General features: G+C 61.3%; 23 protein-coding genes and 1 pseudogene. 13 read left to right on the forward strand and 11 right to left on the reverse strand.

Features of this window, described 5'->3' with window-relative positions:
- The first annotated feature begins 139 nt into the window (after positions 1 to 139).
- Entirely contained in the window at positions 140 to 463 is a 324-nt protein-coding gene (gene sutA / locus ACRESH_RS12430; RefSeq protein ID WP_431742275.1) for a transcriptional regulator SutA, read from the forward strand.
- 56 nt (positions 464 to 519) lie between these two features.
- Here the strand turns inward: sutA and ACRESH_RS12435 are convergent, their stop codons facing one another.
- Genes ACRESH_RS12435 through lptM form a run of 6 tightly spaced genes read right to left on the reverse strand, consistent with a single transcriptional unit; the run spans position 520 to position 5,091 of the window.
- On the reverse strand, positions 520 to 1,215 hold the full coding sequence (locus tag ACRESH_RS12435) for an HAD family hydrolase (protein WP_431742276.1): 696 nt from the start codon (positions 1,213 to 1,215) through the stop codon (positions 520 to 522).
- On the reverse strand, positions 1,212 to 2,111 hold the full coding sequence (xerC, locus tag ACRESH_RS12440; RefSeq protein ID WP_431742277.1) for a tyrosine recombinase XerC: 900 nt from the start codon (positions 2,109 to 2,111) through the stop codon (positions 1,212 to 1,214). Before xerC ends, ACRESH_RS12435 begins: the two co-directional genes overlap by 4 nt.
- A complete protein-coding gene (locus ACRESH_RS12445; protein WP_431742278.1) occupies positions 2,111 to 2,848 on the reverse strand; it encodes a DUF484 family protein in 738 nt (245 codons plus the stop codon). Before ACRESH_RS12445 ends, xerC begins: the two co-directional genes overlap by 1 nt.
- A 13-nt stretch (positions 2,849 to 2,861) precedes the next feature.
- Entirely contained in the window at positions 2,862 to 3,692 is an 831-nt protein-coding gene (gene dapF, locus ACRESH_RS12450) for a diaminopimelate epimerase (RefSeq protein ID WP_431742279.1), read from the reverse strand.
- A gap of 4 nt (positions 3,693 to 3,696) precedes the next feature.
- Positions 3,697 to 4,944, reverse strand: a complete 1,248-nt coding sequence (gene lysA / locus ACRESH_RS12455; RefSeq protein WP_431742280.1) for a diaminopimelate decarboxylase — start codon at positions 4,942 to 4,944, stop codon at positions 3,697 to 3,699.
- A gap of 9 nt (positions 4,945 to 4,953) precedes the next feature.
- Positions 4,954 to 5,091, reverse strand: coding sequence for an LPS translocon maturation chaperone LptM (lptM, locus tag ACRESH_RS12460; RefSeq protein WP_128321863.1), 138 nt, complete (start codon positions 5,089 to 5,091; stop codon positions 4,954 to 4,956).
- A 195-nt stretch (positions 5,092 to 5,286) separates the two neighbouring features.
- On the opposite strand from lptM, the gene cyaY reads away from it, so the two are divergent.
- The 3 genes from cyaY to rnk all read left to right on the forward strand — a co-directional run bounded on the left by cyaY (position 5,287) and on the right by rnk (position 6,395).
- Positions 5,287 to 5,619 carry an iron donor protein CyaY gene (gene cyaY / locus ACRESH_RS12465; protein WP_431742281.1) on the forward strand — a complete coding sequence of 111 codons (333 nt, stop codon included), beginning with the start codon at positions 5,287 to 5,289 and terminating at the stop codon, positions 5,617 to 5,619.
- 1 nt (position 5,620) lies between these two features.
- Entirely contained in the window at positions 5,621 to 5,842 is a 222-nt protein-coding gene (locus ACRESH_RS12470; protein ID WP_431742282.1) for a DUF1289 domain-containing protein, read from the forward strand.
- Positions 5,843 to 5,975: 133 nt separating this feature from the next.
- Positions 5,976 to 6,395 (forward strand): nucleoside diphosphate kinase regulator, encoded by a 420-nt coding sequence (rnk, locus tag ACRESH_RS12475; protein ID WP_431742283.1) that lies wholly within the window; start codon positions 5,976 to 5,978, stop codon positions 6,393 to 6,395.
- Positions 6,396 to 6,398: 3 nt separating this feature from the next.
- Here rnk and ACRESH_RS12480 read toward each other — a convergent pair whose 3' ends face one another.
- From ACRESH_RS12480 to ACRESH_RS12490, 3 genes are all read right to left on the reverse strand, one after another.
- The gene (locus ACRESH_RS12480; protein ID WP_431742284.1) at positions 6,399 to 9,248 is read right to left on the reverse strand and encodes a class I adenylate cyclase; all 2,850 of its coding nucleotides are present in this window, start codon (positions 9,246 to 9,248) and stop codon (positions 6,399 to 6,401) included.
- A gap of 178 nt (positions 9,249 to 9,426) precedes the next feature.
- A complete protein-coding gene (locus ACRESH_RS12485; protein ID WP_431742285.1) occupies positions 9,427 to 9,672 on the reverse strand; it encodes a TIGR02647 family protein in 246 nt (81 codons plus the stop codon).
- 84 nt (positions 9,673 to 9,756) lie between these two features.
- Complete coding sequence (locus tag ACRESH_RS12490; RefSeq protein WP_431742286.1) at positions 9,757 to 10,041, reverse strand: hypothetical protein; 285 nt, start codon at positions 10,039 to 10,041, stop codon at positions 9,757 to 9,759.
- A 145-nt stretch (positions 10,042 to 10,186) separates the two neighbouring features.
- Between ACRESH_RS12490 and ACRESH_RS12495 the strand changes: the two genes are divergently transcribed.
- On the forward strand, positions 10,187 to 10,849 hold the full coding sequence (locus tag ACRESH_RS12495) for a glutathione S-transferase (RefSeq protein ID WP_431742287.1): 663 nt from the start codon (positions 10,187 to 10,189) through the stop codon (positions 10,847 to 10,849).
- A gap of 51 nt (positions 10,850 to 10,900) precedes the next feature.
- On the opposite strand, the gene argH is transcribed toward ACRESH_RS12495, so the two are convergent.
- Positions 10,901 to 12,295: an argininosuccinate lyase gene (gene argH / locus ACRESH_RS12500; RefSeq protein ID WP_431742288.1), complete on the reverse strand. Its 1,395-nt coding sequence runs from the start codon at positions 12,293 to 12,295 to the stop codon at positions 10,901 to 10,903.
- 218 nt (positions 12,296 to 12,513) lie between these two features.
- Here argH and ACRESH_RS12505 point away from each other — a divergent pair.
- The 8 genes and pseudogenes from ACRESH_RS12505 to rsd form a co-directional block, all read left to right on the forward strand.
- Positions 12,514 to 12,621 (forward strand): annotated as a pseudogene (locus ACRESH_RS12505) (sensor histidine kinase); the annotation flags it as partial.
- Positions 12,618 to 13,364 carry a LytR/AlgR family response regulator transcription factor gene (locus ACRESH_RS12510; RefSeq protein WP_431742289.1) on the forward strand — a complete coding sequence of 249 codons (747 nt, stop codon included), beginning with the start codon at positions 12,618 to 12,620 and terminating at the stop codon, positions 13,362 to 13,364. The pseudogene ACRESH_RS12505 and the gene ACRESH_RS12510, both read left to right, overlap by 4 nt.
- 117 nt (positions 13,365 to 13,481) lie before the next feature.
- On the forward strand, positions 13,482 to 14,423 hold the full coding sequence (gene hemC / locus ACRESH_RS12515; protein ID WP_431742290.1) for a hydroxymethylbilane synthase: 942 nt from the start codon (positions 13,482 to 13,484) through the stop codon (positions 14,421 to 14,423).
- Positions 14,420 to 15,187 (forward strand): uroporphyrinogen-III synthase, encoded by a 768-nt coding sequence (locus tag ACRESH_RS12520; RefSeq protein WP_431742291.1) that lies wholly within the window; start codon positions 14,420 to 14,422, stop codon positions 15,185 to 15,187. Before hemC ends, ACRESH_RS12520 begins: the two co-directional genes overlap by 4 nt.
- A 45-nt stretch (positions 15,188 to 15,232) precedes the next feature.
- Entirely contained in the window at positions 15,233 to 16,327 is a 1,095-nt protein-coding gene (locus ACRESH_RS12525; protein WP_431742292.1) for a uroporphyrinogen-III C-methyltransferase, read from the forward strand.
- Positions 16,324 to 17,562 carry a heme biosynthesis protein HemY gene (locus ACRESH_RS12530; RefSeq protein ID WP_431742293.1) on the forward strand — a complete coding sequence of 413 codons (1,239 nt, stop codon included), beginning with the start codon at positions 16,324 to 16,326 and terminating at the stop codon, positions 17,560 to 17,562. Before ACRESH_RS12525 ends, ACRESH_RS12530 begins: the two co-directional genes overlap by 4 nt.
- A 216-nt stretch (positions 17,563 to 17,778) precedes the next feature.
- Positions 17,779 to 18,297: a disulfide bond formation protein B gene (locus ACRESH_RS12535; protein WP_431742294.1), complete on the forward strand. Its 519-nt coding sequence runs from the start codon at positions 17,779 to 17,781 to the stop codon at positions 18,295 to 18,297.
- A gap of 223 nt (positions 18,298 to 18,520) precedes the next feature.
- Complete coding sequence (gene rsd / locus ACRESH_RS12540; protein WP_431742295.1) at positions 18,521 to 18,991, forward strand: sigma D regulator; 471 nt, start codon at positions 18,521 to 18,523, stop codon at positions 18,989 to 18,991.
- A 16-nt stretch (positions 18,992 to 19,007) separates the two neighbouring features.
- Here rsd and ACRESH_RS12545 read toward each other — a convergent pair whose 3' ends face one another.
- Positions 19,008 to 19,673, reverse strand: a complete 666-nt coding sequence (locus ACRESH_RS12545) for an FKBP-type peptidyl-prolyl cis-trans isomerase (protein WP_431742296.1) — start codon at positions 19,671 to 19,673, stop codon at positions 19,008 to 19,010.
- Positions 19,674 to 19,729: the final 56 nt, after the last annotated feature.

The raw sequence follows: 19,729 nt of genomic DNA on the forward strand, positions 1-19,729 counted from the left end.
CACGGTGCTCACCAGGCTTTTGGGTGCGCACCCGAGGTGGCGGCAAACCCGCGACCCTTTGAATTTTTTCCGGTGGCTGTCGATTCTCGGCGCTGCTGGTCTATAACTAATCTGCTTTTCGCAAGTCATGAGGTAGAACATGAGCGACGACGATCTGGAAAATGACGACCTCGAAGTAGGCGACGAAGACGAAGGTGATGAAGGCCTCGAAGCGGCAGCCGATGATGTGGCTGACGACAGTGGCGACGATAGCCCGGCACCCGTAGCTAAAGGCAAGAAGTCGGCCGCTGTCTCGGTAGACGAGATGCCGAGTATGGAAGCCAAGCAGAAGGAGCGTGATGCACTGGCCAAGGCCATGGAAGAGTTCCTCTCCCGTGGTGGCAAGGTGCAGGAAGTGGAGGCCAATGTGGTTGCCGATCCGCCCAAGAAACCGGACAACAAGTACGGTAGCCGCCCTATCTGAGTGGTTTCATCAGCAAGAAAGCCCGCCGTCGCTGCGGGCTTTTTTGTGGCCGCGATTCAGCGCCAGCTGTTGAGCAGCTCGGGCAGTTGTGAAAGGCGCTGGATCTCGGCGTCGGGCCGGGTCTCGGCCTCCCAGGTCTTGCCTTGTGGGTTGAACCAGATCGCCCGCAGACCGGCGCGCTGAGCCCCGGTAATATCGTCGCCGGGATGATCGCCGATATGCACTGCTGCATGGGCTTCGACCTGGCCCTGGCGCAGGGCTTCGAGGAAGGGCTGCGGGTCGGGCTTGCCGATCCCCAGGTCCTCGGCACACAGGGCAAACTTGAAGTAGTCGGCAAGCCCCAGGCGGCGCACATCGGCATTGCCGTTGGTGACCACGCCGAGGGTATAGCTGTGGCGGAGAATTTCCAGTACCGGCTGGACCTCAGGGAAGATATCGATCTGATGGCGAGCGTGGAGGAACACTTCAAAGCCTTCGTTGGCAAGCTCGCGGGCTTTGTTCTCGCTGTAGCCGACGTCCTCGAGTGCGCGAAACAGCACGCGGCGGCGCAAGGCGCTGATGCGGTGCTTGAGCCCGGGCTCAGCCTGCACCAGACGTTCACGGATGGCGTACAGGTGCTCCACCGGTACTGCGCCCAGGTCCGGCGCATTGGCGGCCAGCCAGTCACGCAAAATGGCTTCAGCGCTGACAATCACCGGTGCGGTGTCCCACAGTGTGTCGTCCAGATCGAAGGTGATCAGCTTGATACTCATGAATCGCTGCCCTTACTGCGTTTGGCCCGAGGATGGGCGCTGTCATAGACGGCGGCCAAGTGCTGGAAATCAAGGTGAGTGTAGATCTGCGTGGTGGCAATGTCGGCGTGGCCGAGCATCTCTTGTACGGCGCGCAGGTCCTGGGACGACTCCAGCAGGTGGCTGGCAAAAGAGTGCCGCAGCATGTGCGGGTGCAGGTTCTGGCCCAACTCACGCTCGCCGGCAGCCTGTACGCGCAACTGGATGGCGCGTGGGCCGAGGCGGCGCCCCTGGCGGCTGACAAATACTGCGTTGTCCTGCGGGGCGCTGATGCCCCGTAGCGCAAGCCATTGTTCCAAGGCTTCGCGTGCCTTGCGACCAACCGGCAGCACCCGGGTCTTGCTGCCCTTGCCATGCACCTGGACCAGACCAGCCGGTAGGTCGAGCTGGTCGGTATTGAGGCTGGTCAGCTCCGACAAGCGCAAGCCGGAGGAGTAAAACAGTTCGAGCATGGCTTGGTCGCGCCGGGCAAGGAAATCGTCTTCCACGGCGCCTTCGAGCAATTGCAAAGCACGGTCGGTGTCGAGGGTTTTCGGCAGGCGTCGTTCACCCTTGGGCGCCGACAGGCCATTGGCCGGATCATGGCTGCATACGCCTTCGCGGTTGAGGTAGCGGTAGAAGCCGCGCACTGCCGAGAGCAGGCGAGCCAGGCTACGAGATGACTGACCCTGGTGATGCTGGCGGGCGATCAGCTGGCGCAGGTGCTGGATCTGCAGGGCATTCCAGCTGCCGATACCGGCTTTGGCGCAGAACGCCAGGACACTGTCGAGGTCGCGGCGGTAGGCCAGCTGGGTGTGCTCGGACACCTGGCGTTCATTGCGCAGGTGCGCGCTGAAGGCCTGCAGCTGGCGTTCCATCAGCGCACCGGGCGCAGGGTCTGGGTAAAGCGTGGCACCACGCGGCCCAGCACTTCGGCGATGTAGCCGAGGAACAGGGTGCCGACGGTGCTTTTGTAGTGCTGTGGGTCACGGCTGGCGATTGCCAATACACCATGCAGGCCCTGGTGATTCAGGGTGGCGACGGCGGTGGAGCCGACTTCCTTGCGCTGTTCTTCACCAAACAGGAAGTCCAGTTCATGGTCGCGCAGGTTGCCGCTGACCGTCTTGCCGCTGCACAACAGGCCACCGATGGCTTGCTGGGCGTCGGCGCTATTGACCCAACGGCCAACAGGTGCGGCGCTTTCACCGAACAGGATCAGGCTGACGAAGGGTACCTTGAATTCCTGGCGCAGGCTGTCTTCGACGGCCATGACCACGGTCTCCAGGCTGTCGGCGTCGAGCAGGTCGAGAATCAGCCGACGGGTTTTGTCGAACAGCCGGTCGTTGTCACGGGCCACGTCCATCAACTGCGAGAGGCGGTGGCGCATCTCGATGTTGCGCTCGCGCAGCAGCTTGAGCTGGCGCTCCACCAGCGAAACACTGTCGCCGCGCTGATGGGGGATGTGCAGCTCGCTGAGCAGCTCGTCGTGTTCAGCGAAGAACGTCGGGTTGTCACGCAGGTAGGCAACCACGGCCTCAGCCCCGAAGGCGGGCGTCGAGCCCTCGGCGCTAAGGTCGGTGGGCTGTTCGGCAGGAGCCTGGGGCTGATCGGTCATGGTTGGTACTCACTCATAGACGAACCTGTCCTTCAAAGACGCGTACGGCTGGGCCGGTCATCAGTACCGGCTTGCCTGGCCCTCCCCATTCGATGGACAGGCGCCCACCAGGAAGGTCGATCAGCAACGGCGAATCCATCCAGCCCTGGCTGATCGCGGCCACGGCAGCTGCGCAAGCGCCGGTACCGCAGGCCTGGGTTTCCCCGGCGCCGCGTTCCCAAACGCGCAATTGGGCGCGGTGGCGGTCAATGACCTGGATGAAACCGACGTTGACCCGCTGCGGGAAGCGCGGATGGTGCTCGATCTGTGGGCCCAGTTCGTGAACCGGGGCACTGTTGATGTCGTTGACCCGCAGCACAGCGTGGGGGTTACCCATTGACACGGCAGCCAGTTCGACGTGCTGTCCAGCCACGTCCAGCGGGTAGCTCAGGGCCTGGTTCGGAGCATCGAACGGAATGTCGGCCGGCACTAGCCGTGGCGGGCCCATGTCGACGCAGATTTGTCCGTCGTTGCGCACGTCCAGTTCGATGATGCCGCCCTTGGTTTCAACGCGGATGCGTTTTTTCGCGGTCAGACGTTTGTCCAGCACGAAGCGGGCGAAGCAGCGCGCACCGTTGCCACATTGCTCGACTTCGGAACCGTCGGCATTGAAGATCCGGTAGCGGAAGTCCACTTCCGGATTGCTCGGTGCTTCGACGATCAGCAACTGGTCGAAGCCGATACCGGTGTGCCGATCACCCCATTGCTTGGCGTGCTTGGGCAGGATGTGCGCATGCTGGCTGACCAGGTCAAGGACCATGAAGTCGTTGCCCAGCCCATGCATTTTGGTAAAACGCAGCAGCATGGGTTTACTCCGGCAGCAGGCTTTCGCCGGCGAACAACTCGGCTACGGTTTCCCGGCGGCGCACTTCGAACGCCTGGTCAGCATCGACCAGGACTTCGGCACAGCGACCACGGGTGTTGTAGTTCGAGCTCATGACAAAACCATAGGCGCCCGCCGAGTGCACCGCCAGCAGATCGCCTTCGGCCAGGTTGAGCGTGCGCTCCTTGGCCAGGAAATCGCCGGTTTCGCAGATCGGCCCGACCACGTCGTAGGTACGCCCTTCACCGGTGCGCGGCTGCACGGCGGTGACGTTCATCCAGGCCTGGTACAGGGCCGGACGAATCAGGTCGTTCATGGCCGCATCGACGATGGCGAAGTCTTTATGTTCGGTGTGCTTGAGGTATTCGACGCGGGTCAGCAGGACACCAGCGTTGGCCACAATGTAGCGGCCGGGCTCGAACACCAGGGCCAGATCGCGCTCGCCGACGCGCTCGCGAATGGCCTTGATGTAGTCGCCCGCCAGCGGCGGCTCTTCATCACGGTAACGCACACCGATACCGCCACCCAGGTCCAGGTGACGCAGGTGGATGCCGCAGTCGCCGAGGCGGTCGATCAGCGCCAGCAGGCGGTCGAGGGCGTCGAGGAAGGGCTCCAGAGTGGTCAGCTGCGAACCGATGTGGCAATCGACACCGAGCACTTCCAGGTTTGGCAGCTGGGCGGCGCGAATGTAGACCTCTTCAGCATCGGCGATGGCGATACCGAACTTGTTTTCTTTCAGGCCCGTGGAGATGTACGGGTGGGTGCCGGCGTCGACGTCCGGGTTGACCCGCAGCGAAATCGGGGCGCGCAGGCCCATTTCGGCGGCAACCACCTGCAGGCGCTCGAGCTCGTCGGTGGATTCGACGTTGAAGCAATGCACGCCGACTTCCAGGGCACGACGCATGTCTTCACGGGTCTTGCCGACTCCGGAGAAGACCACGCGGTCGGCGCGACCACCCGCAGCCAGGACACGCTCCAGCTCACCACCGGAAACGATGTCGAAACCTGCGCCCAGACGGGCCAGCAGATTCAACACGCCGAGGTTGGAGTTGGCTTTGACGGCAAAGCAGACCAGGTGCGAAACACCTTGCAGTGCGTCGGCATAACTACGGTACTGGGCCTCGATGTGGGCGCGCGAGTAGACGTAGGTTGGCGTGCCGAAACGTTCGGCAATGGCCGACAAGGCCACGCCTTCCGCGAACAGTTCACCGTCGCGGTAGTTGAAAGCGTCCATGGGTTACCCTTACTGATGCTTGTGCGATTGCGACTTTTGACCGTCTTTACTGTCGTCTGGCAGGTACAGCGGGCCCTTCTGGCCGCAGGCGGAAACAAGACAGGCAATCGCGACGAGCGCCGCGAGGGAGGAGATCAGGCGCTTCATGGCGTAATCCTTTGAAATAAGCAGTATTACGCCCGAGTATACCGAGCACCTGCCGCCTTGCCTATGTAGGCAGCCCGCCGTCGGGCGGTGTAGTGGCTGCGCCGGCTGACGCAGGTCGGTATCCTTTGCATTCGGCGCGCCGCGCTCGTATCTTGCCCGGCTTGCGTGTGTGCAGACATTTTTGAGGTTCTTGCAATGAGTTTGACCGAAGCGCGTTTTCACGACCTGGTCGACGCGACCCAACAGGCCCTGGAAGACCTGTTCGACGAAGCTGATCTGGATCTGGACATGGAGAACTCGGCAGGGATCCTGACCATCAAGTTCGAAGACGGCGCCCAGCTGATCTTCAGCCGCCAGGAGCCGTTGCGCCAACTGTGGCTGGCCGACAAGTCCGGTGGCTTCCACTTCGACTACGATGAAACAAACGGTAAGTGGACCTGCGAGAAGAGCGAAGAGTTGCTCGGCGAGATGCTTGAACGCATCGTCTGGGAGCGTGCGGGCGTCAAGCTCGACTTCGAAGAAATCTGAGATGAACAGCGCACCAAAGCCGGCCAAGCCGCTCTACAGCAATGTCAGCCCGGCAGTGCCGTCGCCGTGCATCAGTACCTGTCGGTTGGATGAGCACAAAGTCTGTGTTGGCTGTTTCCGGCATGTCGAGGACATTCGCCAGTGGCGCTCGGCGGATGATGAGCAGCGCCGGCAGATCTGCCGAGAGGCTCACAGCCGTCGTCAGTTGGCAGGTTTGGCTTAAACCCCCCGGGTATTGTGTATTTACTTGGCTGTGGTAGTGTCGAACGTGCTTCGGCTGTGCCGAATTCCTGCAAACCCCGCCCTTGGGCGGGGTTTTGCTTTATATCGCTCAAAAAAAGGAGCCTGACTGGATCATGAGCACCAAGCCTTCCATTATCGTCACCCGATTGGACGTTCAGCGTCTCGAGCGTCTGATCGACAGCCTCGATGAGAAGACGCAGGACTCGAAGGGTGTGCTCGCCTTGCAGGACGAGCTGGACCGCGCCGAGCAGGTCGGTCACGAGGAAGTTCCGGCCGGTGTCGTGACCATGAACTCCCGGGTTCATTGCCGCGAAGAAGCCAGCGGCAAGGACTACCACCTGACGCTGGTCTATCCGAAGGATGCCAATGCCGATGAGGGCAAGATCTCGATCCTCGCGCCGATCGGCAGCGCTTTGCTGGGGCTGTCGGTGGGTGAGCAGATCGATTGGCCGGCACCGGGCGGCAAGACCCTCAAGCTCAAGCTGCTGGAAGTCGAGTACCAGCCAGAAGCCGCTGGCGACTTCGACCTCTGAGCCTTACGCCTGCGCCAGGGCTGCGTTGAGCGCCCGCTCCAGTTCGCCCTTGTAGCGCAGGTAGAGAATGCTTGATCCCAGGCCGTCGGCCAGCAGGCCGGACAGGTCCAGGTCGGTGATGTAGCAACGGTAGCGCTCGGCCTCGCGGCGCTGCCCGATGATCTCGCGGGCGACCACGGCATACAGCTGGTCGCCGTGCTCAAGCTCGGAAAACTCCCGCTGATTGCAGTAAAGCGTGACCTGCACGTCGTCGCTGGCGCCTGCCTGCAAGATCGCCTGTACTTCGTAGTAGGGCTTGTCGAGCGCCTTGATCTCGACCTGCCGCGCATCCACCTGGCGGACCTTGCCGGTACCAGATGGCAACAATTGGTAATAAAGAATCTCCAGCGAGCCCCGGGCCTGCAGGCTGTCCAGTGGCAAACGCGCTTCACGGCGGAAAACGATCGATTGCAAAAAGCGCTGCAACGGCAGCAGCAGGCTGCTTTCATCGTGGTACGGCAGGTGTTGTTGCCATAGAGCGTTGTGCTCATCCAGTACATAGACATCCGCCCAGGCATCCTGCACTCGATAGAAAAGCTGGATGCATTGCGGCTGCCCCAGGGGCAAGACCTGCGCCAGGTCCAGCTCCTGCAAGGCGTTGGCGTCCAGGTGCAGCGGGCTGTAGTCGCTGCGTTCTTCGCTGAGGTAACGCAGCACGGCGTCCTGATCATCAAGCGTGATCAGGTTCACCGCGCCGGCCTGCAGCTCCAGTACATGAGTGTGTTGCTGGACCTGCAGCAGATAGCGATAGTTGAGGTTCTGCACCAGTAGTGTCTGGGCGGTGGTGAATACCTCCTCTACCCGCTGGGCGATGGCCTGGGCGCGGTTGTGGCAGAAGCAGCGCACCCGCACTCTGGGCAGGTGCCGGGAGTCACCGAGGCTGTTGAGGTAGTCGCGCAAGCAGCGCAGCAAGGCATGTTCGCCATCGTAGCGATGGACCTGAACCTCGTTCCAGCTGTTGAGTGTGACCTGGTCCAGCGTCAGCACCAGGTTCTCGCGCACACCGGCATAACTCAGTGAGTCGGTGCGCTCGGTGGTCATCAGAATGTTCAGGTCGCGATGGTGCTGCAGCGGGTCGATGCCGACGTTGACCAGCAAGAGGATCTCGTCAGCCACGCTTGGCTGCAGCAGGCGCTGCTCGCTGACCGTTTGCAGGGGCAGGGCGACGCTCTGTTGCAGACTACCGAGCAGGTTGAACAGTTCATATTCGCTCAGGTCGCTGCTGCCTGGGTGCAAGGCCAGGCGTGTAGTGCTGTCGATCACGCCGTTGCGGTGAGCCCAGGTCAGCAGTTCGAGCAATTCGCGACAGCGCTTGATCGGGGCGAAGTGTTCCCACTCGTGAGCGCCAAGGTTGCCATTGTACAAGCCCCAGTGAACCTGCCCGAGTTCTTTGCGGTTGGGTGACTGGACCAGGGTCAGGGTGTCTTCGGCCAGATCCGGGGCTATCCCCGGGTTGATGAACTCGACTTTGCCGGCGCGGCGCTCGAATGCTGCATACAGGCGCCGTCCGAGGACGCTGAGGTCGCGTTGGTCGATGCGGCTTGTAGCGTTCTGGCTGCGGGCGAACTGGCACAGGAAGCGGTAGCTGTAGTTGAGCTCGGCCACCAGCTCCCGGCGTTCGATAGCCACCTGGCGCACTTTCCACTGACTGCGGCTGTCGAGCAGGGCCAGTTGGCGTTCGTCCCAGCCCCACTCCTGGCTTAGCCGCTGCAGTAGGTCGCGCTGCCAGCTGGCGCTGCGTTGGCGGGGCAGGCCACTGAGTTTCTTGTTCACTTTCAGGTACAGGCTGCGGCGCACCAGCTCCAGGCGTTGGTGTTCGCCGCGCCCTTGCAAGTACTGCTCGATACGCCGGTAGACCATCATGTAAGGATCGAGCTCGTCGAGGTCAAGGCGATTGGCGAACACTGCTTGCTTGAACTGAAGGCTCAGGCACTGCACCTGCGGGTGTTCGCTGGCATACACCTCGGTCAGCAGCAGCTTGAGCACCGATTTGTAGGGCGACTCGATCCCCTTGAACAACTGCCAGAGCCCAGCGCCGACGAATTCGCCGGGTGGGATATGTGCCAGATGGCCCAGGTCGAGGTTGTCCTCGGCGCGCACGAAGCGCTTGGACTGGAGGGTTTCGATGTAGTGGTGATAGCGCGGTTCTTCGTAGACCGGTACCAACCACCACAAAGGGGTACGTCCGGCGAGCCAGAGAGCGGTGCGGTAGAACTCGTCGAGCAGCAGGTAATGTTGGGTGGTGCCGCAGTCATCGGAACTCAGTTGGCCGTTGCGTTCGCCTTTGACGAAGCTTTCTGGCTCGATCAGGAACAGGTGGGCTTCGGTACCCTGACTGGCGGCCCAGACTTCCAGGAGCCGACACTTTTTGCGCAGTTCTGCCAGTTCACTGTCACTCAGATCGGCTGCGTGGCATACCCAGACATCCATGTCGCTCTGTTCGGCCTGGGCAAGCGTGCCCAGGCTGCCCATCAGGAACAACCCGTGAATCGGTTGCGGCGGGTTGCCACGGCGCGCCTTGTAGGAGAAGGAACGCGTCAGGCGTTGGGCTTCGGCCAGCAACTGCGCATCAGGTTCGAAATTCGCGACACCTGCCGGCGTGGTTCCGGACACGTAGCCGGGCAGCAGCGGGTGGTTGACGTGCAAGAACAGCGGCAGCAGGGTCAGCACTTGCTGCTGGCGGCTCGACAACCCTTCCATCGCTCGGGCCAGGCGACCTTGATTGAGCGTCAGGAAGCGTTGGCGCAGCTGGCTGAGCACCTTGCGGTCAATGCCCTGATCAAGGTCGGGGCGAATTTCGTGGGGGTGGTTCATCGCGAGCTAAAACCGGCCGTCAGGGGGAGCAGTGGCAAGTTTAAGCGCTAATTTAATTTTGACGCCATTTTACTAACGCGCTGGGGGCGGATTCATCCGCGAAGGGGCGCGTAGCGGCCCCAAATGACGGGACTGCTGCGCAGTCCTTCGCGGATGAGTCCGCTCCCACAAATTAGTATCAGGCCGGCTGGGCGAGCTTCAGGATGGTCAGCAACTGTTGTACATGCTCGGCAGCATCATGCCCCAGGCTTGTCAGGTAACCACCGTCGGGTTGGTCAGTCAGTTTTTTATCGTAAAGGCGCTGTGCGGCATCGATAACGTCTTTGGAGGCAGTGTTATGGACCTTGATGCCTTCCTGGCTGCTATCCAGGTTGAACAGGGCAAGGACTTCCAGCTCGGCAATCAGTTCGGGGGTAAACGACATAGAGACTCCGACTTCCAGACAAGGAGGGCAGCACCGTCGCCGGTGCCTGGTTTTGCAGTGTAGTCAGGGAAATCCTGCTTTGCTTCAGTCCTTTTCAGGCGGCAGATCGGGCAGGGCGCGTAGGGCGGTTTCATACCATTGGGTATTGAACGCACGGTCGTCCTCTAGCATCGCGTCAATCTCGTAGGCCAGCACGTGGGCCATGAGATTGAGAATGTCTTCGCGCTCGTAACCTACCAGCGTCAGTTTGTTGAACGTGGCTTTGGCGGCAGGTGGATTGTCGCTTTCGATCTGGTTTTCGATCGCTTCGATCAGGGTCGACTCGGCGAACTCTTCTTCGTCGTTGTCGATATCGGTTGGCTCGCTCATGGGCGATCTCCTCTGAGGGGGGGCCAGTTTGCCACGAGCCAGACGTCAATGCCTTGCTATCGACAATCTCCATGATGCTGGTCAGTACCCCGCCATGGGTCTATAACAACCCGGCCAACCCCTTTACGGCCTGGAGGCTGTTTTCATGCTCAAGCTTCATGGATTCGCGGTCAGCAACTACTACAACATGGTCAAACTGGCGCTGCTGGAAAAGGGCGTACCGTTTGAAGAGGTGCTGTTTTTCGGCGGCCAGAGCCCCGAAGCGCTGAAGATCAGTCCACGCGGCAAGGTGCCGGCGCTGGAGACCGAGCACGGCTTTCTCAGTGAAACCAACCTGATCCTCGATTACATCGAGCAGACCCAGGCGGGTAAGGCGCTGTTGCCGGAAGGGGTTTTCGCCCAGGCCAAGGTGCACGAGCTGGCCAAGGAGATCGAGCTGTACATCGAGTTGCCTGCCCGCGCCTGCTACCCCGAAGCCTTCTTTGGTGCTCAGGTCGACCCGGCCATCAAGGACAAGGCCAAGGGCGAGCTGCTGGCGGGTATTGCCACCCTCAAGCGCAACGGTAAGTTCAGCCCGTATGTAGCCGGCGATAGCCTGACCATTGCCGATGTGCTGTTCTGCTTTAGCGTCGATCTGGCTTATGCGGTGGGCAAGAAGGTATTGGGCATCGATGTGCTGGAAGACTTCCCGCAGGCGCGCGAGCTGCTTGAGCGCTTCAAGAACAATCCGAATGTGCAGAAGATCGCGGCCGACAAGGAAGCGCAGATGCCGGCGTTCCTCGAAATGGTGCGTAGCGGCAAGCGCTGACAGCTGATGCAGCAGGCTCGCGGCAGGACGCCGGCGAGCCTGTGCTCTGGCTTAACGGCTGGCCAGCAGCGCCTTGCCGCGTACTACTGCGGCCCGCACCTGGGCCGGTGCAGTACCACCAATGTGGTCACGGGCGTTGACTGAGCCTTCGAGGGTCAGCACGGCGAACACGTCCTGCTCGATCTGGTCGCTGAACTGGCGCAGTTCGTCCAGGCTCATCTCGGCCAGGTCTTTGCCGCTATCAACACCGTATTTGACCGCGTGGCCGACGATCTCATGGCAGTCACGGAACGGCAGGCCACGGCGCACCAAGTAGTCGGCCAGGTCAGTGGCGGTGGAGAAACCACGCAGGGCGGCTTCGCGCATGATCGCGTGGCGCGGTTTGATTGCCGGGATCATGTCGGCAAAGGCACGCAGCGAGTCGCGCAGGGTGTCGGCGGCGTCGAACAACGGCTCTTTATCTTCCTGGTTGTCCTTGTTGTAGGCCAGCGGCTGGCCTTTCATCAGGGTCAGCAGGCCGGTGAGGGCGCCGAACACACGGCCGGTCTTGCCGCGAACCAGCTCCGGAACGTCCGGGTTCTTCTTCTGCGGCATGATCGAGCTGCCGGTGCAGAAGCGGTCAGGCAGGTCGATGAACTGGAACTGGGCACTGGTCCACAGCACCAGTTCTTCGGAGAAGCGCGACAGGTGCATCATTGCGACGCTGGCGGCGGCGCAGAATTCAATGGCGAAGTCGCGGTCGGAGACGCCGTCCAGCGAGTTGCCACCTACGGCTTCGAAGCCCAGCAGCTGGCAGGTCAGTTCGCGATCGATCGGGTAGGTGGTGCCCGCCAGTGCGGCGCTGCCCAGGGGCATGCGGTTGGTGCGCTTGCGGCAGTCGACCAGGCGCTCGTAGTCACGGCTGAGCATCTCGAACCAGGCCAGCAGGTGGTGGCCAAAGGTCACCGGCTGGGCGGTCTGCAGGTGGGTGAAGCCGGGCATGATGGTCTCGGCTTCACGCTCGGCCTGTTCCAGCAGGCCTTTCTGCAAGCGAGTGATTTCGGCCAGGATCAGGTCGATTTCGTCACGCAGCCACAGGCGGATGTCGGTGGCGACCTGGTCGTTGCGGCTGCGGCCGGTGTGCAGCTTTTTACCGGTGATGCCGATGCGGTCGGTCAGGCGTGCTTCGATGTTCATGTGCACGTCTTCGAGGTCGACGCGCCAGTCGAAGTTGCCGGCCTCGATTTCACCCTGGATGGTCTTCAGGCCATCGATGATGGTGTCGCGCTCGGCGTCGGTGAGCACGCCGACCTTCGCCAACATGGTGGCGTGGGCGATCGAACCCATGATGTCGTGGCGGTACAGGCGCTGGTCAAAATTGACGGAGGCGGTGAAACGGGCGACGAAGGCGTCGACGGGCTCACTGAAGCGGCCGCCCCAGGACTGATTGGTCTTGTCGGTGCTCATGGATTCACTCGTTGAAGGCGTGAACGGAAAAGTGGCGCCGATGATAACAGGGTTGAGCGCCGTGCCGCAGGGCGGCGGTCGGGGCAAATGCGTGATTATGTCGCGCCAGAGGCAGGCGACAACACGCGTGCAACAGGATATTTATCGAATGAACGGCAGCGTTCCGGCAACCGTCTACAGTTGGACAGAGGATCGGCATGTTTCCTGCCGACCAGTGAATCTTTAGCCATCGTGCGAGTCTGAGCGTGGATCGCCGTGACGGTCGTCACCTCACCTGTCTACGCTACCCTTGTGCGAGACTCACGCAGGAATCCAGCGCAATATGAATGTCCTGATCGTTGATGACGAACTCCAAGCCCGGGAACGCCTGAGCCGACTGCTTGGCGAACTCGGGGGCTATACAGTGCTGGAGCCCAGCGCCACCAATGGCGAAGAGGCTCTGGCCCTGATTGACAGCCTCAAGCCCGAGGTGGTCCTGCTCGACATCCGCATGCCGGGCCTGGATGGTCTTCAGGTCGCTGCCCGCCTGTGTGAGCGCGAAGCCCCGCCTGCCGTGGTGTTCTGTACCGGTGATGACGAATTCACCGTGCAGTCCTTCATGGACAGCACCCTGGGCTATGTGCTCAAACCGGTTGCGGCCGACGCCCTGCGAGAAGCGTTGAGAAAGGCCGAGCGTCCCAGTCGGGTACAACTGGCGGCACTGACGCGGCCGGCTGCCGAGAGCGGCAGTGGGCCACGCAGCCATATCAGTGCCCGAACCCGCAAGGGTATCGAGCTGATCCCGCTGGATCAGGTGATTTACTTCATCGCCGACCACAAATACGTGACCCTGCGCCATGAAGCCGGCGAAGTGCTCCTGGATGAGCCACTCAAGGCGCTGGAAGACGAGTTTGGCGATCGTTTCGTACGTATTCACCGCAATGCCCTGGTTGCCCGCAATCGCATCGAGCGTCTGCAACGCACGCCGCTAGGGCATTTTCAGTTGTATCTGAAGGGGCTCAATGGTGATGCATTGATTGTCAGCCGCAGGCATGTGGCAGGCGTGCGCAAGATGATGCAGCAGCTTTAGACAGGGATTGGAGAGTACTCCTACCAAGGATGGTTCATTTCTCCTATGACATAGATCTGCAAGCGGGTCGGAATGAACTGTTATCATCCGTTACATCAATCTTGTACGGATCGATCCATGTCCACTCATGAAATCCGCATTGCCACGCGCAAAAGTGCCCTTGCCCTGTGGCAGGCCGAATACGTCAAAGCACGCCTGGAGCAAGCGCATCCTGGTCTGCTGGTTACCTTGGTGCCGATGGTCAGCCGCGGCGACAAGCTGCTCGACTCGCCGCTGTCGAAGATTGGTGGCAAGGGGCTGTTCGTCAAGGAACTGGAAACCGCGCTGCTGGAAAACCAGGCCGACATCGCCGTGCACTCGATGAAAGACGTGCCTATGGACTTCCCCGAAGGTCTGGGCCTGTATTGCATCTGCGAGCGCGAAGACCCGCGTGACGCCTTTGTTTCCAATACCTTCAAGAGCCTCGATGACCTGCCTGCCGGCAGTGTTGTAGGCACTTCCAGCTTGCGCCGTCAGGCCCAGTTGCTGGCCCGTCGCCCGGACCTCGAGATCCGTTTCTTGCGCGGCAACGTCAACACCCGCCTGGCCAAACTCGATGCCGGCGAGTACGACGCGATCATCCTCGCCGCGGCCGGCCTGATCCGTCTCGGCTTCGAAGACCGCATTGCCTCGGGTATCAGTGTCGAAGACAGTCTGCCTGCCGGTGGCCAGGGCGCCGTGGGTATTGAATGCCGCAGCGCCGACAGCGAGATTCATGCACTGCTGGCGCCGCTGCATCACAAGGACACCGCTGATCGCGTGACTGCCGAGCGGGCGCTGAACAAGCATCTCAATGGCGGTTGCCAGGTGCCGATTGCCTGTTACGCCGTGCTGGAAGGTGACCAGCTGTGGCTACGAGGCCTGGTGGGTGAGCCCAGTGGCGGCAAATTGCTGACCGCCCAGGCCCGTGCGCCGCGCAACGATGCTGAAGCTTTGGGTATTCAGGTGGCCGAAGACCTGCTCAAACAAGGCGCCGAGGACATCCTCAAAGCCGTCTATGGCGAGGCCGGTCACCCGTGAGCAACTGGCGCCTGCTCCTGACCCGGCCGGCGGAAGAATGCGCTGCGCTGGCACAGGTGCTGGCTGAACAAGGGGTTATCAGCAGCAGCCTGCCACTGCTCGAAATCGAGGCGCTGAGCCTGGATGAGGCCCGGCTCGGCCTGTTGCGCAGGTTTGATCGCTACGCTGCGATTATCGTGGTCAGCAAGCCGGCTGCTCGTCTTGGGCTGGCTGAACTGTCCCGCTATTGGCCGCAGCTGCCTCGGTCAGCCTGGTTTACCGTGGGCGCTGCATCTGCGCAGATTCTCCAGGACCATGGCTGTCAGGTCAGCTATCCAGCGGCCGGCGACGACAGCGAGGCGCTGCTGCAGCTACCGGTGTTGCATCAGGCCATTGCCGGCCCGGCACCGCGGGTATTGATCATGCGTGGCGAAGGAGGGCGCGAATTGCTCGCCGAGCGTCTCACCGAGCAAGGTGCTAGTGTCGATTATCTGGAACTCTACCGCCGCTACCTGCCGGTCTACCCGGGCGGCACCTTGTCCGCGCGTGTTGCCGGGGAACACCTGAACGGCCTGGTAGTCAGCAGTGGGCAGGGTTTTGAACACCTGCGGCAACTGGCCGCGGATGATTGGCCGCAGCTGGCGCAGCTGCCGCTGTTCGTACCCAGCTCGCGTGTTGCCGCGCAAGCCAGGGATGCCGGGGCACAGAATGTAGTGGACTGCCGCGGTGCCAGTGCCGCGGCGTTGTTGGCAGCCCTGCAGCAAATGCCTGCACCTGCCCTCTGAAGCGCTAAGCTGATTGGCGACGAGCCCAATGCAAAGGATGGATACGTGAGCGAAACTGTCTTGCCCAACGATGACTTGCAATCGACGCCAGAAGCGTCTCAACCCTCCACCACCACACCGGGCAAGCGTTCGGGCAATGGTCTTGCAATCCTGGCCTTGCTGCTCGGTGCTGCGGGCGTTGCCGTCGGTGGTTGGGGGGTATGGCAGGTGCGCCAGCTTCAGGGCGCCGAACAAGGTCAGGGTCAGTACCTGCAAACCTTGAGCGAAAAGACCCAGGCACTGCAATTGCGTGAGCAGCAGATGTCGACGCAGTTGGCAGCTTTGCCTGCAGCCACCGAACTCGAAGACCGTCGCCGTCTGGTGGCTCAATTGCAGGGTGATCAACAGCGTCTGAGCCAGCGCCTGGAAACCATCCTTGGTGCCAGCCGCAAGGACTGGCGCCTGGCAGAGGCCGAGCATTTACTGCGCCTGGCGAGTCTGCGTTTGTCTGCCCTGCAGGACATCGTCAGCGCCCGCGCACTGGTCCAGGGTGCCGATGACATCCTGCGCGAGCAGAGCGACCCGGGTGCTTTTGCCGCCCGCGAGCAACTGGCCAAGAGTCTGGCCACTCTCAACAGCGTCCAGCAACCGGACCGTACCGGCTTGTTCCTGAAGCTGGCAGCCCAGCGTGAGCTCGTGCAGCAGCTCAGTGCCCTGTCGCCGGAGTTCAACAGCGATGCCGATGCACTGGGCGCCTTGACCGCCGATGGCGATGGCGCCAGTCGCTGGTCGCAGTGGTGGGCCGAGTTGTCCAAGTATTTCCAGATTGATTTCAACGCTGACGAGAACATTCGTCCGTTGCTTGCCGGGCAGTCGCTCAATCAACTGCGCCTGGCGCTGAGTCTGACCATCGAGCATGCCCAGTGGGCAGCGCTTAACGGCGAAGCGAAGGTCTATACCCAGGCCCTGGACGATGCGCGTAGCGTCCTGCTGGCCAACTTCAACCCGGACAACCCGCAAAGCAAGGCAATGCTCGACAGCCTCAATGCATTGGCCGAGGAAACGGTGTCGGTGGTGGTCCCGGACCTGGCGGACAGTCTCAGTGCTGTGCAAGCTTACCTTGAGCGTCGGCACCTGCCGGTCGAGGAGGCCAAGCCATGAAGCGCGTCTACCTGTTGGTGGTCGTGGCCATTGTCGCCGCCGCCGCGCTCGGGATCGCGATCGCCAAGCACAGCGGCTATGTGCTGATTTCCTACGGCAGCTTTCGTTATCAGTCAGGACTCTGGGCGGCACTGGCGGTGTTGGTCGGTATCATCCTGGCTGTGCTGCTGGTGCGCTACCTGGTCGGCCTGGTACTGACCTCCAGCGGCGTGGTCAACCCCTGGTCGCGGCGCAATCGCAGCCGTCGAACCCGCCTGGCCATTGAACAGGGCCAACTGGACCTGGCTGAGGGGCGCTGGGCCAGTGCCCAACGCCACCTGCAACGCGCCGCTGAGGCCGAGCGTCAACCGCTGCTGTACTACCTGGGCGCTGCGCGGGCCGCTAATGAACTGGGGCGCAGCGAAGACCGTGACAACCTGCTTGAGCGCGCGCTGGAGCGCCAGCCGCAAGCGGAACTGGCTATCGCCTTGAGCCATGCCCAGTTGCAGATGGATCATGGTGAGAGTGATGCGGCCCTGGTCACGTTGCAGGCCATGCAGGAGCGTCACCCGCATAACGTCCAGGTACTCCGCCTGCTGCAACGGTTGTACCGCGAACGCGGGGACTGGTCGGCGCTGATCCGGTTGTTGCCAGAGTTGCGCAAGGACAAGGTCTTGCCCTCCATTGAACTGGCGGAGCTGGAGCGCCGAGCCTGGGGAGAGAACCTCAGCCTGGCCGCCAGCCGTGAAGGTGAAGAGCAGAGTGCCCGTCAGTCCCTGGAGCGGGCCTGGCAGCAGCTTACTGCCGCCCAGCGTCAGGAGCCGCAGCTGGTCTTGGCCTATGCCGAGCAACTACGTCAGCTGGGGGCGGAGAGCGAGGCCGAGGAGGTCCTGCGTACTGCACTCAAGCGCCAGTACGAAAGCCACTTGGCGCGGCTCTATGGTCTGGTGCGCGGGACCGACCTGGCGCGCCAGCTACAGACCGCCGAAGGCTGGTTGAAGCAGCATGGCGATGACCCTGGCCTGTTGCTCACCTTGGGGCGGTTGAGCCTGCAGAACCGCCTGTGGGGCAAGGCGCGCGATTACCTGGAAAGTAGCTTGCGACTGCAGCGCAATCCCGAGGCCTGCGCCGAACTGGCGCGTCTGTTGGCCGGATTGGGTGATACCGAGCGCAGCAACCAGTTGTTCCAGGAGGGGTTGGGCCTGCTTGACCAGCGCCTGCTGGCGTTGCCCTTGCCGGAGGCTGTTCGAGCTTGAGGTACCCTTGGGCTTGCGCCAATCCGCGAGCCCAAGCCGTTGACGAAAATGCTTACACGCTATCACTTCCTTTTCCGGCAACATCTGAAGAAATTTCCGGCTCACTTCACGACTATTCTCTTTGTAGTCAACGATTTACCCTATTAGTCGCGCCTTGAAACAAGATGCGACTTTCCTCTACCGTTGAAACTTGTCTATCTCGATTCCGGAACTCCCATGCCGTTGGCCCGCTTGCGTTCAATGTTCCTTCCGGCGTTGCTGGCCTCGGTGCTGATGCTGGCTGCTGCGTCCTATCTTGAATGGGGTATGGCGCTGGAGCCATGTCCGTTGTGCTATAGCCAGCGGTTGTGTCTGGGGGGCTTTACAGTGGTCTGCCTATGCGCAGTGGTGCAAGCCCCCGGACGCCTGGGCACACGCATATACGCGGCGCTGGCGCTGTTATGTGCCGCGGGAGGGGCGTTGCTCGCGGCCAGGCATGTGTGGTTGCAAGGCACGCCGCCTTTGAACATTGGCTGCCAGTCATCGATGGGCTATTTTGCCGAGAGCATGCCTCTGAGTCAGTTGCTCAAGATCATGGTGCTCGGCAGCCCTGAATGCATGCCCATCAACTGGAGTTTTCTCGACTTGACGATTCCTGAGTGGAGCCTGCTGTCATTTGTGCTGCTGGCCGCTCTACTCCTCTTGCGCCTGCCCGCGCACAGGCGTTCGCTCATCAGCCATCCGGCAAAAAGCTGAAGCGATAGGGTCCAGGTGCAAGCGACCGGCGGCAAGTCCGAGTGGGATTAAACACTTGTATGAACTTTGTCGCCTGCGTACCTTGAAGCCAAGGGCGCACGGGAATAATCTCCCTGCACGCATACCGAAAACACAGCTGCTCGATGCCGCCTGCCGATTTCACCTTTGCTGCGCACACTTGCGGGCAGGGGCAGGAGCATTACCCAGAAGGGAAGAGATCGCCATGCTAGATAGTTGTCAGAATGCTCAGGAACGCTGGGGTGGGGTTCACAAGCTCATTGACCGCTTGCTGGAAGAGCGTGAGGAGCTGGTGAAAGCCTTTCGTGAGCTGCGCGACGCGAAGCCGGCCTTTGCCGACAAGTCATTGAATGGGCGCTTTTGCGAAATCCTCGTGGATTATGTTTCCGCCTGGCACTTCGAGGTGTGTGAACAACTGGCCAGCGAGGCCAAGGCATTTGGTGACGCGCGCGGGCTGGAGCTGGCCGAACAGATCAACCCGCGTATCGATGTGAGCACTGAAAAGGCATTGTCGTTCAACGATCACTGTCACAAAGGTGATTGCAACGATATTGAGCGTTTCGCCGAAGAGTTGAAAAACCTCGGTGGTCAGCTACGCGAGCGTTTCGAACTCGAAGACTGCCTGATCGAAGTACTGCACAACGCGCACAATGAAGAGGGCGCGTTACAGGCTTGAGTGGTGTGCCGACGCGTCAGTCGGCGACTCCAAGCAACTCGATCTCGAACACCAGTGGCGTATAGGGCGCAATCAGGTCGCCCGCGCCTTCGGCGCCATAAGCCTGGGCTGAAGGAATTACCAGGCGCCACTTCGATCCTGTCGCCATTTCTGGCAACGCCACTTGCCACCCTTCGATCACACTGTCCAGGTTGAACCACTGCGCTTGCTGGTTCTGATCGAAGACAGTGCCGTCTGGCAACTTGCCGACATAGCGAACCTGGACTTTGCCCTTGGCAGTAGGTTTGCCGCCAGTACCCTTGACCAGTTCATTGATGAGAATACCGTCAGCCAATTCGCGGACACCGGCGCGGGCTCGCTCAGTGGCCATGAAACGTTTTTCCGCTGTCAGCAATTGTTCGTTTTGTGCGTGTAGCGCCGTTTCATTGGCCCGGGTTTCATGTTCGCTGAGTATTACCGCCATGCGTTCTTTGCTCAGGGCTAGCGGCTTGTTCTGATAAGCATGACGTAATCCCTCAAGCAAGGCTTCCAACTGCAGGTCGGGAACTTCCGTGCGTAAGCGTTCCCCCAGGCTTGCGCCCAGGCTGTAAGCCAGGTCGTGTTCATTTGTCGTGGTATTGGCAGGCGCTGCCATGAGCGCTGCCGGCAATAGAAAAACAGCTAGTATTAGATAGCGCGACACTGGCTCACTCCTGCTTCAGTGGAAATAAAGTATGCCAGCCTTCGCCTGCGACCTCG

Origin of the sequence: Pseudomonas sp. (genome assembly GCF_050739775.1) — a bacterium.
Taxonomy (GTDB): Bacteria; Pseudomonadota; Gammaproteobacteria; order Pseudomonadales; family Pseudomonadaceae; genus Aquipseudomonas.